The 15,594-nt window shown below is 68.5% G+C and carries 12 protein-coding genes; 10 read left to right on the forward strand and 2 right to left on the reverse strand.

The window, feature by feature from the left end; translation table 11 throughout:
- The first annotated feature begins 351 nt into the window (after positions 1-351).
- Positions 352-867 carry a hypothetical protein gene (locus tag Q0863_RS10875; RefSeq protein WP_298577891.1) on the forward strand — a complete coding sequence of 172 codons (516 nt, stop codon included), beginning with the start codon at positions 352-354 and terminating at the stop codon, positions 865-867.
- A complete protein-coding gene (locus tag Q0863_RS10880; RefSeq protein WP_298577892.1) occupies positions 864-1,181 on the forward strand; it encodes a hypothetical protein in 318 nt (105 codons plus the stop codon). Before Q0863_RS10875 ends, Q0863_RS10880 begins: the two co-directional genes overlap by 4 nt.
- Before the next feature lie 459 nt (positions 1,182-1,640).
- On the opposite strand, the gene Q0863_RS10885 is transcribed toward Q0863_RS10880, so the two are convergent.
- Positions 1,641-2,141 carry a hypothetical protein gene (locus Q0863_RS10885; RefSeq protein ID WP_298577893.1) on the reverse strand — a complete coding sequence of 167 codons (501 nt, stop codon included), beginning with the start codon at positions 2,139-2,141 and terminating at the stop codon, positions 1,641-1,643.
- The gene (locus tag Q0863_RS10890; protein WP_298577894.1) at positions 2,083-3,996 is read right to left on the reverse strand and encodes an integrase; all 1,914 of its coding nucleotides are present in this window, start codon (positions 3,994-3,996) and stop codon (positions 2,083-2,085) included. The genes Q0863_RS10885 and Q0863_RS10890 overlap by 59 nt, the downstream gene beginning before the upstream one ends.
- A 179-nt stretch (positions 3,997-4,175) precedes the next feature.
- Here Q0863_RS10890 and mutS point away from each other — a divergent pair, with 179 nt between their 5' ends.
- The 8 genes from mutS (at position 4,176) to recA (ending at position 15,535) form a co-directional block, all read left to right on the forward strand.
- Positions 4,176-6,743, forward strand: coding sequence for a DNA mismatch repair protein MutS (gene mutS, locus Q0863_RS10895; protein ID WP_298577895.1), 2,568 nt, complete (start codon positions 4,176-4,178; stop codon positions 6,741-6,743).
- 31 nt (positions 6,744-6,774) lie between these two features.
- The gene (locus tag Q0863_RS10900) at positions 6,775-7,416 is read left to right on the forward strand and encodes a DUF937 domain-containing protein (RefSeq protein ID WP_298577896.1); all 642 of its coding nucleotides are present in this window, start codon (positions 6,775-6,777) and stop codon (positions 7,414-7,416) included.
- 204 nt (positions 7,417-7,620) lie between these two features.
- Complete coding sequence (locus Q0863_RS10905) at positions 7,621-8,838, forward strand: NAD(P)/FAD-dependent oxidoreductase (RefSeq protein ID WP_298578226.1); 1,218 nt, start codon at positions 7,621-7,623, stop codon at positions 8,836-8,838.
- 106 nt (positions 8,839-8,944) lie between these two features.
- Positions 8,945-11,203 carry a catalase/peroxidase HPI gene (katG, locus tag Q0863_RS10910; protein WP_298577897.1) on the forward strand — a complete coding sequence of 753 codons (2,259 nt, stop codon included), beginning with the start codon at positions 8,945-8,947 and terminating at the stop codon, positions 11,201-11,203.
- A 195-nt stretch (positions 11,204-11,398) separates the two neighbouring features.
- Positions 11,399-11,902 (forward strand): CinA family protein, encoded by a 504-nt coding sequence (locus tag Q0863_RS10915; protein WP_298577898.1) that lies wholly within the window; start codon positions 11,399-11,401, stop codon positions 11,900-11,902.
- A 31-nt stretch (positions 11,903-11,933) separates the two neighbouring features.
- Positions 11,934-13,613: an AarF/UbiB family protein gene (locus tag Q0863_RS10920; protein ID WP_298577899.1), complete on the forward strand. Its 1,680-nt coding sequence runs from the start codon at positions 11,934-11,936 to the stop codon at positions 13,611-13,613.
- A 76-nt stretch (positions 13,614-13,689) separates the two neighbouring features.
- Positions 13,690-14,334, forward strand: a complete 645-nt coding sequence (gene lexA / locus Q0863_RS10925; protein WP_298577900.1) for a transcriptional repressor LexA — start codon at positions 13,690-13,692, stop codon at positions 14,332-14,334.
- A gap of 160 nt (positions 14,335-14,494) precedes the next feature.
- Positions 14,495-15,535, forward strand: coding sequence for a recombinase RecA (recA, locus tag Q0863_RS10930; RefSeq protein ID WP_298578228.1), 1,041 nt, complete (start codon positions 14,495-14,497; stop codon positions 15,533-15,535).
- The last annotated feature ends 59 nt before the right edge of the window (positions 15,536-15,594 follow it).

A 15,594-nucleotide genomic window follows, 5' to 3' on the forward strand; every position in this document is an offset into this window, starting at 1 on the left:
GATTTCGCGGTTTCCGTTCGCAAAACGGAACACGATTGCTCACCTTAGGTGCATTCGTGTATTGCTGCCTGCCAGCAATGACCTAGTCATTGGCTTTAGCGCGCGACAGCTTCATCGTCGCGCGTCCGGCCTGCCGACTGCCTCATCGTTGGCAGGCCGTCGCCGTCAGCGGCTCTATCCTGACGGCCTCGCCAGACAGCTCTTGTCTGGCATATGCGTCGCCGGCCTCGCTGACGCTCGGCCGGATTTTTCGGCCGACTGGCGTCGGCCGGCCTGCCTGGCTCTCGCCCTGGCTCTGGCTGACTCGGCTTCCGCCTCGTCGCTGCCCTTGCGCAATAACGTTTTTCTCACATGCTGCTGGCAGGTCCACTTCATTCCCCTGCCATGTCTTCCGATCCGTTCTCAGACTTCCAGCCGCCCAAGTCCACGACCCCCGCTCAGCCTTTCAGTCCCGGCCTCGCCGCGCAGCCGGCACCGACCACCGCGGCTCCGACGACTGCCCAGACCTCACGCCCGGCCTCGGCCAGGCCTTCTACTGCCAAGGCGGCCAGCAGCCCAGCTCGCAAACGTAGCCAGCGTGCCGAACAACCGAAGATGACGGTGGATCAGGCGATCGCCCGCGGTCTGCCGTCGAAGGAACTCGATGCCCTGGTGAAAGCTTGGACACGGTTCAAGTTGCAGGAAGCCCGCGATGAGGCGAAGGCTGCAGCGCAGAAGATGGCCAAGGCTGCGGAGGCGGGGCGTCGCAAGATCGCCGATGAGCTGTTGCGCCTGGCGGACGGCTACGGCTGTTCGATGGAGGAGGCCAAGGAAATCTACAAGGAAGCCCTGGCCGCAAAGTTCAACGGCAAGGTCAAAGGCAAGTGAGCCAGGGATTCTCCACCCAGCCACGTCTGTCGCTGACCGCCGAGCAGGAGGAAATCATCCTGCAGGTGCTGGAACGCAATCACGCCTACTACATGGCCCAGGGGATGGCCCGGGCACACATGTGGCCAGCCGAGATAATCTCCGAGATAAAGAGCGAGCTGACCCACGCTAAACTACTCCCCACTACTGATAAGGAAGAAGGGGCGACCAGCTCGGAAGGTTTCGCCTATCGCCGCGCCGCCGGGATCATGGATATGTCGGCGCGGATTGAACGTATCGCCCGCTGCCATCGTTCTTCTCCCACGTCGCGCTGACCCCTGTCGGGATGTCCCTCTTGTAGTACCACCAAGTAGGAGATTTCGGCTTGTGGCTGCCAGTCAAGATCGCCGTCGCTGCTTGCTTCATAAGCTCATCTGTTAGACGTGCGTACTCGGGAAAGCATGCTGCCATGTCCAAGGCAAGGATTTCTCTCTCGCTGTGGAATGCCGTGGCACGCACTAGGTCAGCATCGTCAGGGTCAAGCACTATCCCAATCCTCCACTGCGTATGATCCTGGCAGTAGAGGAGATTGCCACATTGCAAGACCCGCCCGCCGAGCTGCTTTGCGACGTCTGTCGGCACTTCCCTTCCATCCAGTAGCCCGTGTCCCGCCGGGTCCTCGTCGGTTGTTAGGGAAACCATATCGCCATTTAGTGGATTTGGTGGCGAACGGCGTATGAGCTGATCCGTGTGGATACGCCAAGCTCCTTCGGAAGTGGTGTAGTGATAAAGCTTCATGGCCGCTCCGTGTGTCTCGTGTTTCCCGCAACCATCAGCAGCCCCTCGCGCCGCCGCTGCGCCTCAAGCTGCCGCTCGGCATGATCGGCCCGTCCTCGCAGCAGCTTGGCGTACAGCCTGGTCCAGACCGCCCGCTGATCCATGTCGGCCCACAGCTGTCCGAACGCCTCCTCCAGGGTCAGGCCATCCAAGCGGCCATCCTCGACAGCGGCCAAGAAGGTTGCGTCATCCACAGTCAGCAGGTGGCCCAGGATCGCCCCGGTCTCGTCCAAAGCCCAGGGCTGGGGTGCGAGCAAGTCGGCCAAGGTGTCGAAGCGCAGGCCGGTGGCCCGGGTCAGGAGGCCTTCCAGAGCCTCGGTCGCAGCCTGGTGCCGTCGCAGGTCGGCGGCAGTCCTCAGGGCCTCGATGGCAGCTTTCGCCCGCGCGTCAGCCTCGGCTCTACGCCGAGCCAAGGCTTCCTTGGCTTGCTGCGGAGTGCGCTTTGCTGCGATGTCCAAGGCTTCGGCGGCTGGGCAGGTTCAAGGGTGGGTCGGACTGTTCGTCAAGGATCTGCTTGTCCGTCCCCCGCAGGATATTCCACACCCGCGGGCTGGTGGAGATGAGCGCTTCCTCGACCTTGGCCATGGCCTCCTGGAGGTGGGGCCATTCCTGCTGACTGTACCGCTCCGTTACCTTGGCCATGCGCCCACCCTCATCCCGGTCGCTATGGTGGTTGAGCAGCTGGCTGACCACATGGCCCGGCAGCAGCCGGCCCGCAAAGCGGCCCAGAGTGCGCCGCAGGTCATGGGGAGTCAGTCCGACGTCGATGCCTCGCTCCGGGTCCAGCAAGCCAGCGTCCAGCCGGATGTTGTGGATGATGGCCTTACTGTCGGTGTGGTGTCCGGCCTTGGACTGAGGGTTTCGGGCCGGGAACACCCAGCGACGTAGGTTCTCCAGGTGCCAGGCGTGGCGTGCAGCTGCGGCTTGGTCGCCTTCCTTCTGCGCCAGGGCCAGCGACTTCTCCCTGACCCGCGTTTTCAAGGCGGTGTCGTCGACTCGCCAGCGCAAGATCCGCTCGGCGAAGTAGGCCACGGGCAACAACTGGAAATCGCCGTTCTTCGTGTCGTGGAAAAACACTTGTGAACCGCGCAGCCCGGTAGTCGGGTTTTTCGCGAAAGGCTCCGGGGCCAGCCAAGCCCAAGAGGCGAGCTGCAGCTCCAATTCCTCAGGAGAGCAGCTGTCGTACCAGCGCAGCTTGGCGGCTTCACTGCGACGGCTTCCCCACAGCAGGGTCAGCAGCAGGTAGTCCACACCCACGGCGTTGTGGCCGTTTTGCATGTCCCTCCGACCCACGAGGGCTTTGAGCACCGCAGGCAAGCTCTGCGTGCCGGTTGCACTGTCATCCGTGCCCAAGGGGTTGCGCACGCGCGCGGCCTCGTAATGCTTGGCCAGATCGCGGCTGGACCGGTAGCGGTCTTCCTCGGTCAGCACATCGAAGGGATTGTGCGCCAGCGCCGGCTGGCGTCCCGCCTGGGCGGCCGCCTTCCGCTCCGCTGAGATGGCCTTTGCCACAGCCCTGGCCGCATTACCCATGGTCTGCTCGGTAGCCGACAGGCCGGCAGCGTGGGCCAAGGCGACTGTCTTGCCAGTCAGGCCCAGCCGGACCAGATCTGCGACAGTGAGCTTCCACCACTCGCCTTGGGCAGTCAGAAGTTCCTTGACCGCGGGTTTCAGGCGGTTCGATTGAAGCATGCAGGAGTGGCGCAGCTTGCTCCACGCCCCAAGGATGTCCTCATCTGTCAGCTCCGCGATGGCCCTGTCAGCAAGCCTGACCTCATCTCGTTCCAATCTGGCCAGGGCGTCCCTGACGCCTTCCACGCCGCCGACCTTGGCCTTTCCGCGGGCGAGGCGATCTTCGAGCTGGGCGATGTAGGTTCGAAGGGCGTCGCCTACCGTTTTTCCGCGGGCCCGCTGCCTGGCCACCTCAACCCGGATCCGCTCTCGTGGATCTTCGCCTGTCTGGCGGATGTGGTGCCGCTGAGCGCCAGCCAGTTCGTGCGCCCGGGCGATCGACAGATCTTGAACCGACCCCAGGGCGATCCGCCGCCTGACTCCCTCGTGCTGGGTTCTCAGCTCATAGAACACGCCCGTGGGACCCACATAGAAGCCAAACCCGACCGGCGCGCCCGGGGTGGCATCGCCGAACCGATAGGACTTGCCCGTTTCGTTGGGCACGAGGATGACCTTGCCGTTGGCATCCAACTCAGGGCGCTGGGCCATGGTCAGAGAACGCAGCTGCGTCTGCGTCAGGCGATACTTGGTTGCCAGTTTTGCCATGGTCCATGTGTCTCCGCGCGACAGTGGATGGTCCATAAGAGACAATCCTCGCCGCCGCTGCTTCGGTTCTGGTCCATCTATGGACCACTCGAATCCCTGAAATTTGATCTTACACCGCTTTTGAGAGCTACATGACAGTCCGCGATACCTCGCAAGCCGTTGAAAAATCTAGCCACCCAGCTGCGAGGGCGGCGGGCCATGAGCATACTCCACTAATGAAGCAGTACTTCGCCGCCAAGGCGGAGCATCCGGACGTGCTGCTGTTCTTCCGGATGGGGGATTTCTACGAGCTGTTCCACGACGACGCGCGCAAGGCCGCGCGGCTGCTGGACATCACCCTCACCCAGCGCGGCAGTTCCGGCGGGCAGCCGATCCCGATGGCGGGCGTGCCGCACCATTCGTCCGAGGGCTATCTGGCGCGGCTGGTGGCGCTGGGCGAATCGGTGGCGATCTGCGAGCAGATCGGCGACCCGGCCGCGAGCAAGGGCCTGGTCGAGCGCAAGGTGGTGCGGATCGTCACGCCGGGCACGGTGACCGACGAGGCCCTGCTCAACGAACGCCGCGACACCCTGCTGCTGGCGCTGGTGCGCGGCAAGGCGGGATTCGGGCTGGCCTGGGCGGACCTGTCGGCCGGGCGTTTCCTGGTCAACGAAGTGGCCAACGAGGACCAGCTGGAAGCCGAACTGGCGCGGCTCGACCCGGCCGAACTGCTGCTGCCCGACGAGGACGGCTGGCCGGCGAGCCTGCACGAGCGCAGCGGCCTGCGCCGGCGCGCGCCCTGGCTGTTCGATCCGGACAGCGGCCGCCGCCAGCTGCTGGGGTTCTTCGGCCTGCACGATCTCACCGGCTTCGGGATCGAGGACCGGCCTCTGGCCATTGCCGCGGCCGGCGCGCTGCTGGGCTACGTGGAGGAGACGCAGAAACAGCGGCTGCCGCACCTGACCTCGATCGCGGTCGAGAGCGGCGACGGCGCGATCGCGATGAACGCCGCCACGCGCCGCCATCTCGAGCTGGACACCCGCGTCGATGGCGACACCCGGCACACCCTGCTGGGCGTGCTCGACAGCACCGTCTCGCCGATGGGCGGACGGCTGTTGCGGCGCTGGCTGCACCGGCCCCTGCGCGAGCAGGACACCGTGCGCCTGCGCCACGATGCGGTGGCCACGCTGATCGACCATCGCTGCGAGGACGGGCTGCGCGAACGTTTCCGCGCGCTTGGCGACCTCGAACGCATCCTCTCGCGCATCGCGCTGCGCTCGGCGCGGCCGCGCGACCTGTCGACCCTGCGCGACGGCCTGGCGATGCTGCCTGCGTTGCGCGAGCTGCTGGCGCCGCTGGATGCGCCGCGCCTGCGCGAACTGTCGCAGCAGCTTGGCGAGCACGCCGCCGAAGCCGAACTGCTGGCACAGGCGCTGGTCGAGCAGCCGCCTGTGCTGGCGCGCGATGGCGGCGTCTTTGCCGACGGCCACGACGCAGAACTCGACGAACTGCGCCGGCTCAGCACCCATGCCGACCAGTTCCTGGTCGACCTGGAAGCGCGCGAGAAGGAGGCGACCGGCATCGCCACGCTCAAGGTCGGCTACAACCGTGTGCACGGCTACTTCATCGAGATCAGCAAGGCGCAGGCGGGCAGGGCGCCGGCGCACTACACCCGGCGGCAGACGCTGACCAACGCCGAGCGCTACATCACCGAGGAACTCAAGACCTTCGAGGACAAGGTGCTGTCGGCGCGCGAACGCGCACTGGCGCGCGAACGGCTGCTGTACGAGCAACTGCTGGACGCGCTCAACGCCCGGCTCGAACCGCTGCGCCAGTGCGCCGCCGCGCTGAGCGAGCTCGACGTGCTCGCCGCCTTCGCCGAGCGCGCGCAGGCGCTGGACTGGTCGCGGCCGCAGCTGGGCTCCGAGCCGTGCCTGTGCATCGAGCGTGGCCGCCATCCGGTGGTCGAGGCGGTGCGCGACCAGCCCTTCGAACCCAACGACCTGGTCCTCGACGGCGGCGCGGAGTGCAACGGCCGCCGCATGCTGGTCATCACCGGTCCGAACATGGGCGGCAAGAGCACCTACATGCGCCAGAACGCGCTGATCGTGCTGCTGGCGCACATCGGCAGCTTCGTGCCGGCCGCGCGCGCGCAGATCGGGCCGATCGACCGCATCCTCACCCGCATCGGCGCCGGCGACGACCTGGCTAAGGGCCAGTCGACCTTCATGGTCGAGATGGCCGAGACCAGCTACATCCTGCACCACGCCACCGAGCAGTCGCTCGTGCTGATGGACGAGATCGGCCGCGGCACCTCGACCTACGACGGACTGGCCCTGGCCGAGGCGTGCGCGCGCCACCTCGCAGCCAGCAACCGCAGCTACACGCTGTTCGCCACCCACTACTTCGAGCTGACCGCGCTCGCCACCCCCGGCAGCGGCATCGCCAACGTGCACCTGGACGCGGTGGAGCACCACGACGGACGCGGCAACGAGACGCTGGTGTTCATGCACGCGGTGAAGGAGGGGCCGGCCAACCGCAGCTTCGGCCTGCAGGTGGCCGCGCTCGCGGGCCTGCCCAGGGCGGTGATCCGCGACGCGCGCGCGCGCCTGGCCGAACTCGAACAGCGCGGGCACGATGCCCCGGCCGCGCCGATGTCGGCCGAGCGCATCGACCAGCCGCAGCAGTTCGGCCTGTTCGCTCCGTCGTCGGCGGCGCTGGAGGCACTGGCCTCGATCGATCCGGACGAGCTCACGCCCAAGCAGGCGCTGGAGGCGCTGTACCGGCTCAAGGGGCTACAGTAGCCGCCCGCGCGCGCTGCGCGCCGTCCCGGAGATGTCCATGTCCCCTTCGCTGACCGACCAGCTGTTCGAACAGCTCCAGGGCGCACCGCTGCGGCAGATCGCGCAGCAACTGGGTGCCGGGCAGGCGCAGACCGCGGGTGCCGTGAGCGCGGCGCTGCCTCTGCTGCTGGGCGCGCTCGGCCGCAACGCCAGCCAGCCGCAGGGCGCGGACGCACTGTACGGCGCGCTGCAGAACGATTTTTCCGGCGCCGGCGACCTCGGCGGGCTGCTGGGGGCGGTGCTCGGCGGCGCGCAGTCGCGCCAGACCAATGGCGCCGGCATCCTCGGCCACGTGCTGGGCGGGCAGCTGCCGCGCGCCGAAGCGGGTCTCGGACAGGCCACCGGCCTGGGCAACGACAAGGCCGGCCAGCTGATGAAGCTGCTCGCGCCGATCGTGCTCGCCTTCCTGGCGCGGCAGCTGTTCCAGAACAAGGGGCAGGGCGCGCTGGCGCAGGGCGAACCCGACGCACGGCTGCTCGGCTCGATCCTCGGCCAGGAGCAGCAGCAGGTGCGCCAGCAGGGCGGCATCGGCGGCGGCCTGCTTGGCGCGGTGCTCGACCAGGATGGCGATGGCCAGTTCGGGCTCGGCGATGTGCTCAGGATCGGCGGCGGGCTGCTGGGCGGCAAGCGCTGAGCGATGCGAAGAGGGCCGGCGGACGGGCGCGCACCTGCGCGGGCGGGAATGCCCCCGCCGCCGGTCGCACGGCTGCGGTGTCGACGATGGATCCGATGACGTGCCCATGTTCCGGCTGACGCGCGCTCCGTCGCCTGCCCGCGCGTCCGCGATGTCGTCCTGCAACCCCCGTTGCCCGCGCCCGACGGAACGCGCGCGATGAGCATGGCCCACGCGGAAGCGGCCACCGGCGCGCCGCGCACCCGCGACGCCGACGTCGTGGTCATCGGCGCCGGCGCCGCCGGCCTGATGTGCGCGATCGTGGCAGGCGCGCGCGGCCGTCGCGTGCGCGTGCTCGACCACGCGAACAAGGTCGGCAAGAAGATCCTGATGTCCGGCGGTGGGCGCTGCAACTTCACCAACACCGGCACCACCCCGCACAACTACCTGTCGGCCAATCCGCACTTCTGCAAGTCGGCGCTGGCGCGCTACACGCCGGCCGACTTCATCGACATGGTCGAGCGCCACCGCATCGCCTGGCACGAGAAGGAGCTCGGCCAGCTGTTCTGCGACGAGTCCTCGAAGCTGATCGTGCGCATGCTGCTGGAGGAGGCGGCCGCGGTGGATGCGCAGGTGCACACGCACTGCGGCGTGGACGCGATCGAACACGTCGGTGAACGCCACTTCCGGCTGCGCACCGCGCTGGGCGTGGTGGAATGCGGCGCGCTGGTGATCGCCACCGGTGGCCTGTCGATCCCCAGCATGGGCGCGAGCGGCTTCGGCTATGCGGTGGCGCGCCAGTTCGGGCACGAGGTGCTGGCCACGCGCGCCGGGCTGGTGCCGCTGACGCTCAGCGGCAAGCACCTGGAGCGGCTGCAGGACCTGTCGGGCGTCGCCTGCGAGGTGGAGGCGCACTGCAACGGCACCAGCTTCCGCAACCGCATGCTGTTCACCCATCGCGGCATCAGCGGGCCGGCGATCCTGCAGATCTCCTCGTACTGGCAGCCGGGTGACGACCTGCGCCTGGACCTGCTGCCGGCGCTCGACGTGCCGGCCTGGCTCGCGCAACAGCAGCGCGGGCGACCCGATGCCGCCCTGCGCAGCGTGCTGGCCGACGTGCTGCCGCGGCGCTTCGCGCAGCGGCTGTGCGAGCTGTGGCTGCCGGACCGGCCGATGAAGCAGCTCTCGCCGGCGCAACTGCGCGAGGTGGCCGCGACGCTGGCGGGCTGGCCGCTGGTGGCCAGCGGCACCGAGGGCTACCGCACCGCCGAAGTCACGATCGGCGGGGTGGATACCGATGGACTGTCGTCCAGCACGATGATGTCGCGGCGGGTGCCGGGCCTGTATTTCGTCGGCGAGGTGGTGGACGTCACCGGCTGGCTGGGCGGCTACAACTTCCAGTGGGCCTGGGCGTCGGGGCATGCGGCGGGCACGGCGGTCTGAGAAGGCAAACTGATAGGCATTGCCTATACCAGCCTTCACATAAATCGATTTCTTATATGTCCTCCGCAGGACTACGGTGGTCTCGACATCCAAGGGGAGACCCGCCATGACCGCATCCGAAGCCAAGTGCCCGTTCCACCAGACCGCCGGTGGCGGCACCAGCAACCGCCACTGGTGGCCCCAGCAGCTGCGCCTGGACCTGCTCAACCAGCATTCCGAACGCTCCCACCCGCTGGGCCCTTCGTTCGACTACGCCGAGGCGTTCGGCAAGCTCGACTACCACGCCCTCAAGGCCGACCTGCGCAAGCTGATGACCGACTCGCAGGACTGGTGGCCGGCCGATTTCGGCCACTACGGCGGCCTGTTCATCCGCATGGCCTGGCACAGCGCCGGCACCTACCGCGTGCAGGACGGCCGCGGCGGCGGCGGACGCGGGCAGCAGCGCTTCGCGCCGCTCAACAGCTGGCCCGACAACGTCAATCTCGACAAGGCCCGGCGCCTGCTGTGGCCGATCAAGCAGAAGTACGGCCAGAAGATTTCCTGGGCCGACCTGATGATCCTCACCGGCAACGTCGCGCTGGAGACGATGGGCTTTCGCACCTTCGGCTTCGGTGCCGGCCGCGAGGACACCTGGGAACCCGACCAGGACGTGTACTGGGGTCGGGAAACGACATGGCTGGGCGGCGACGTGCGCTACGCGCGGGGTTCGGAAGGCGTGGAGAAGCCCGCCGACGAGGCGGTGCTGGTGGCCGACGACGACGCCGACGGCAAGGTCCACACGCGCCGGCTGGAGAACCCGCTGGCCGCGGTGCAGATGGGCCTGATCTACGTGAATCCGGAAGGCCCGGACGGCAATCCCGATCCCCTGCTGGCCGCGCACGACATCCGCGACACCTTCGCGCGCATGGCGATGGACGACGAGGAGACCGTGGCCCTGATCGCCGGCGGCCACACCTTCGGCAAGACCCACGGCGCGGGCCCCGCCGACAACGTCGGCCCGGAGCCCGAGGCGACCGACCTCGACGCCCATGGCCTGGGCTGGCACAACCGTTACGGCAGCGGCAAGGCCGGCGACACCATCACCTCCGGCCTCGAGGTGACCTGGACGCAGACCCCGGCGCAGTGGAGCAACCACTTCTTCGAAAACCTGTTCGGCTTCGAATGGGAGCTGGAGAAGTCGCCCGCCGGCGCCCACCAGTGGGTGGCCAAGGATGCGGGCGAGGTGATCCCGGACGCGCACGACCCGTCGAAGAAGCATCGGCCGCGCATGCTCACCACCGACCTGTCGCTGCGCTTCGACCCGGTCTACGGGCCGATCTCGAAACGTTTCCTCGAGAACCCGCAGGCCTTCGCCGAAGCCTTCGCCCGCGCCTGGTTCAAGCTCACCCACCGCGACATGGGGCCGCGTTCGCGCTACCTCGGCCCGGAAGTGCCGAAGGAAGAGCTGGTGTGGCAGGACCCGGTGCCCGCGGTCGACCATCCGCTGGTCGAGGCGGCGGATATCACGACGCTGAAGCAGAAGATCGCCGCGTCCGGGCTGTCGGTGTCCGAGCTGGTGTCGACGGCATGGGCCTCGGCCTCCACGTTCCGCGGCGGCGACAAGCGCGGCGGCGCCAACGGCGCACGCATCCGTCTTGCGCCGCAGAAGGACTGGGCCGTCAACCAGCCCGAGCAGCTGGGGAAGGTGCTCAAGGCGCTGCAGCGCGTGCAGATGGAGTTCAACCTGGAGGCCGAAGGCGGCAGGCAGGTGTCGCTGGCCGACCTGATCGTGCTCGCCGGCGGCGTCGGCATCGAACAGGCGGCCAGGGCGGCCGGCATCGAAGTCGCCGTCCCGTTCACGCCGGGCCGCAGCGACGCGCGCCATGACCAGACCGATGTCGAGTCGTTCTCGGTGATGGAGCCCTTCGCCGACGGCTTCCGCAACTACGTCAGCGACCCGGCCGCGGTGCCTGCCGAACACCTGCTGATCGACAAGGCGCAGCAGCTCACGCTCACCGCGCCCGAGATGACCGCACTGATCGGCGGCCTGCGCGTGCTGGGCACCAACCATGGCGGCAGCCCGCATGGCGTGTTCACCGCGCGGCCGGGCACGCTGTCCAACGACTTCTTCCGCAACCTCCTCGACATGGGCATCGAATGGAAGGCGACCTCCAAGACCGCCGACCTGTTCGAAGGACGCGATCGCGCAAGCGGCGAAAAGAAGTTCACCGGGACCCGCGTCGACCTGGTGTTCGGTTCCAATTCGGTGCTGCGCGCGCTGGCCGAGGTGTACGCCAGCGAGGACGGCCAGCGCAGGTTTGTCGACGACTTCGTCGCCGCCTGGCACAGGGTGATGGAGCTGGACCGGTTCGACCTGCGCGGCTGACGCCGCAAGGCCGCCGCCCGGACAGGCCCGGCGGATCGGGGCCTGTCCGTTCTTGCGCAGGGCCGCGTGGATCGGCGCTGCAGCATGGCATCCATGCCGCCGGAGCCGGGCGCGCGGTGGCGGCGGTTGCCTCGCCGCCTGCGGTCGCAGGCGGATTGGAGTAAAAAGACAGGCCCGCGACCATCCCGTGTGCCGATGTCCAGCCAAGGCTTTTCCGATAACGACCTGCGCCAGCTCGCCAGCCGCGTGGGCGACACGCTGCGCGATGGCCACCACATGCTGGTCACGGCCGAAAGCTGCACCGGCGGCTGGATCGCCAAGGTCGTGACCGATATCGCCGGCTCTTCGGACTGGTTCGACTGTGGCATGGCCGCCTACAGCTACGAGGCCAAGCAGGCGCTGCTCGGCGTGTCGCCGCAGACGCTGGAAGTGCATGGCGCGGTCAGCCGCGAAACCGCGATCGAAATGGTGTCCGGCGCGCTGGTGCACTCGGGCGCATCGGTCGGTGTCGCGGTGACCGGCATCGCCGGCCCGGGCGGCGGCAGCGGCGACAAGCCGGTGGGCACGGTGTGGATCGCCTGGAAGCGGCGCGGCGGCTATGCGCGCGCGGAGCTGTTCCAGTTCGACGGCGACCGCGAATCGGTGCGCAGGCAGACCGTCGCCGCCGCCCTGCAGGGGATCGAAGGCGCGCTGTCGTGAACCGGCGCCTGCGCGCGGGGCGGGGTGGATGATGTGGGAGACGCTGGGCACCGTCCGCGACCTCGGGCGGCTGCAGGACATCGCCAGGGTCCTGGCCCGCTACGGATTCGGTGACGTCGCCCGCCGCGTCGGCCTGGCCGGGGCGCTGGAGCGGGCCGGGCGCCTGGTGCACTGGCAGGCGGTGGAGGAAGGGCTGCTGCAGCTCGAGGTCCCCGAGCGCGTGCGCGCCGCGCTGCAGGACCTGGGGCCGACCTTCGTCAAGCTCGGCCAGGTGCTGGCCACGCGCGTGGACATGCTGCCGCCGCGCTGGATCGAGGAACTGTCCGAACTCCAGAACGCGGTACCGCCGGTCGATTTCGAACTGGTGCGACCGCAGCTCACCGAGGACCTCGGCGCCGATCCCGACAGCGTGTTCGCCGAGCTCGAACACGTGCCGATGGCCGCCGCCTCGCTGGCGCAGGCGCACCGCGCCACGCTGGCCGACGGCACGCCGGTGATCCTCAAGGTGCGGCGCCCGGGCATCCGCGACGTGGTCGAGGCCGACCTGCGCCTGCTCTCGCACCTGGCGACGATCGTCGAGAAGCAGATGCCGGAGCTGCGCCGCTACCATCCGGCCGACACGCTGCGCCAGTTTGCTGCGTCGCTGCGGCGCGAGCTCGATTTCGCCGCCGAGTGCCGCAACGCCGAGCGCATCGCGCGCAACTTCGAGGGCCGCGACGACATCGTGATCCCGAAGGTCTACTGGCAGTGGACCTGCGAACGGCTCAACGTGCAGGAACGGCTGGAGGGCATTCCCGGCCGCGACCTGGCCGCGCTGGATGCGCTGGGCCTGGACCGCAGGGCGCTGGCGCGCACCGGCGCCGGGCTGGTGCTGAAGATGGTGCTGGAGGACGGCTTCTTCCACGCAGATCCGCACCCGGGCAACATCTTCTACCTGCCGGGCGGGGCGATCGGGGTGATCGACTTCGGTATGGTCGGGCACGTCTCCGAGCAGCGCCGGTTCCAGATCGTGCGCCTGCTGCACGGCCTGGTCGGGCAGGACGCCTCGGCCGTGTCCGAGGTGCTGGTGGACTGGACCGGCGACAGCCCGGACATCGACGAGGGCGGCCTGCAGGAATCGGTGGACCGCTTCGTCGACCAGTACCGCGGCGTCCCGCTCAAGGATCTGCGGATGGGGCAGATGCTCGGCGACGTGGTCGCGATCCTGCGCGGGCACGGGCTGACCCTGCCGCCCGACCTGGCGCTGATGATCAAGACCTTCCTGACCCTGGAAGGCATGGGTCGCCAGCTCGACCCGGACTTCGACATGGCCAGCGCGGCGCGGCCCTTCCTCGAGCGCGCGATGCTGCAGCGCTATGCGCCCGGCGTGCTGGCCAGGCGCGGGCGGCGCGCGCTGGCGGGCCTGCTCGACCTGGTGCGCGACATGCCCCAGGACGTGCACCGGCTGCTGCGCGCGGCACGGCGCGGCAAGCTGCGGGTGCATGTCGACGTCGATTCGCTCAAGGGCTTCGGCGACCAGGTCGACCGTGCCGTCAGCCGGCTGACCATGGGCGTGGTGACCGCGGCGCTGATCGTGGGTTCCTCGATCGTGCTCAACAGCGCCGGCGGGGTCTCCAGCACCGGCCTGCGCATCCTCGGCACGGTGGGCTTCGTGGGCGCCGCCCTGGGCGGGTTCTGGATCCTGTTCTCGATCTGGCGCGGAGGGCGATAGGGCATCGGGGCGATCGCGAAGCTCCCTGTGGCAGTACGGTTGCCTCGCAAATCGATTAGTAGTATTACTACTAACCATGAAGCTCACCGACACCCAGCAGCGCATCCTCGAACTCATCGCCGAGCGCATCGAGGCCGAAGGCGTCCCGCCGTCGCAGGCCGAGATCGCGCGGGCGTTCGGCTTCAGCGGCGTGCGCGCCGCCCAGTACCACCTCGAGGCACTGGAGGCGGCCGGGGCCATCGAGCGCGTGCCGGGCCGCGCGCGCGGGATCCGCCTGGCGCGCCCGGTCGCCATGCCGCAGCACGCGCTGGGGCTGGACGAAGTGCGCGATGGCGAGGCGCTGCACCTGCCGGTGCTGGGCCAGGTCGCGGCCGGCCTGCCCATCGGCGCGGACATCGGCAGCGAGCAGATGGTGCTGATGGACCGCGCCCTGTTTTCCCCCGCGCCCGACTACCTGCTCAAGGTCAAGGGCGACTCGATGATCGACGAGGGCATCTTCGAGGGCGACCTGATCGGCGTGCACCGCACCAGCGACGCGCGCAGCGGCCAGATCGTGGTCGCGCGCGTGGACGACGCGGTCACGGTCAAGCTGCTGAAGATCGGCCGCGACCGCATCCGCCTGCTGCCGCGCAACCCCGACCATGCGCCGATCGAGGTGCAGCCGGACCAGGACTTCGCCATCGAGGGCCTGTACTGCGGCCTGGTGAGGCCCAGCCGGTGAGGGCGGCGCGGGGTTTTCCGACAGCGGCGGCCGCCATCGCCCGGCTGCCGGGCCCCCGGCACACGACCAGCATTGTCCCTGGCGCCTGCGTCGCAGTCCCTGCGATGGGCGCCTGCAAGGATGCACCCAACCCGAATTCACCATGACAAGGACCACCACGATGGACGAGAACAAGAAGCGCGCGCTTTCCGCCGCACTGGGCCAGATCGAGAAGCAGTTCGGCAAGGGCTCGGTGATGCGCATGGGCGACGGCAGCGTCGAGCCGGCCGAGGTGATCGGCACCGGTTCGCTGATGCTGGACATGGCGCTGGGCATCGGCGGCCTGCCCAAGGGCCGCGTGGTCGAGATCTACGGCCCCGAGTCTTCGGGCAAGACCACGCTGACCCTGCAGACCATCGCCGAGTGCCAGAAGGCCGGCGGCACCGCCGCGTTCATCGACGCCGAGCACGCGCTCGACCCGACCTACGCGCAGAAGCTGGGCGTCAACATCGACGACCTGCTGGTGTCCCAGCCCGACACCGGTGAGCAGGCGCTCGAAATCGCCGACATGCTGGTGCGTTCCAACGCGGTCGACGTGGTGGTGGTCGACTCCGTCGCCGCGCTCACCCCGCGCGCCGAGATCGAGGGGGAGATGGGCGACCAGCTGCCGGGCCTGCAGGCGCGCCTGATGAGCCAGGCCCTGCGCAAGCTGACCGGCAACATCAAGCGCAGCAACTGCATGGTGATCTTCATCAACCAGCTGCGCATGAAGATCGGCGTGATGATGCCGGGCCAGAGCCCGGAAACCACCACCGGCGGCAACGCGCTCAAGTTCTACGCGTCCGTGCGCCTGGACATCCGCCGCATCGGCGCGATCAAGAAGGGCGACGAGATCATCGGCAACCAGACCCGCATCAAGGTGGTCAAGAACAAGATGGCGCCCCCGTTCAAGCAGGTCATCACCGAGATCCTGTACGGCGAGGGCATCAGCCGGGAAGGCGAACTGATCGACATGGGCGTGGACGCCAAGCTCGTCGACAAGGCCGGTGCCTGGTACAGCTACGGCAGCGAGCGCATCGGCCAGGGCAAGGAGAACGCCCGCAACTACCTCAAGGAGAACCCGGAGGTGGCCAAGCGGCTCGAGGCCGAGCTGCGTGAGAAGTTCAAGCCCGCCGAGGCCAAGCGTGACGAGGAAGCCGACAAGGCCGAAGCCGAGGGCTGAGCTTCCGGATGATCTTCGCGGCCAGGGACGGCCTTTTTTCCCGGCCTCTTCTCCGTGTG

Origin of the sequence: uncultured Luteimonas sp. (assembly GCF_947492465.1) — a bacterium.
In the GTDB taxonomy this organism is placed as follows: domain Bacteria; phylum Pseudomonadota; class Gammaproteobacteria; order Xanthomonadales; family Xanthomonadaceae; genus Luteimonas.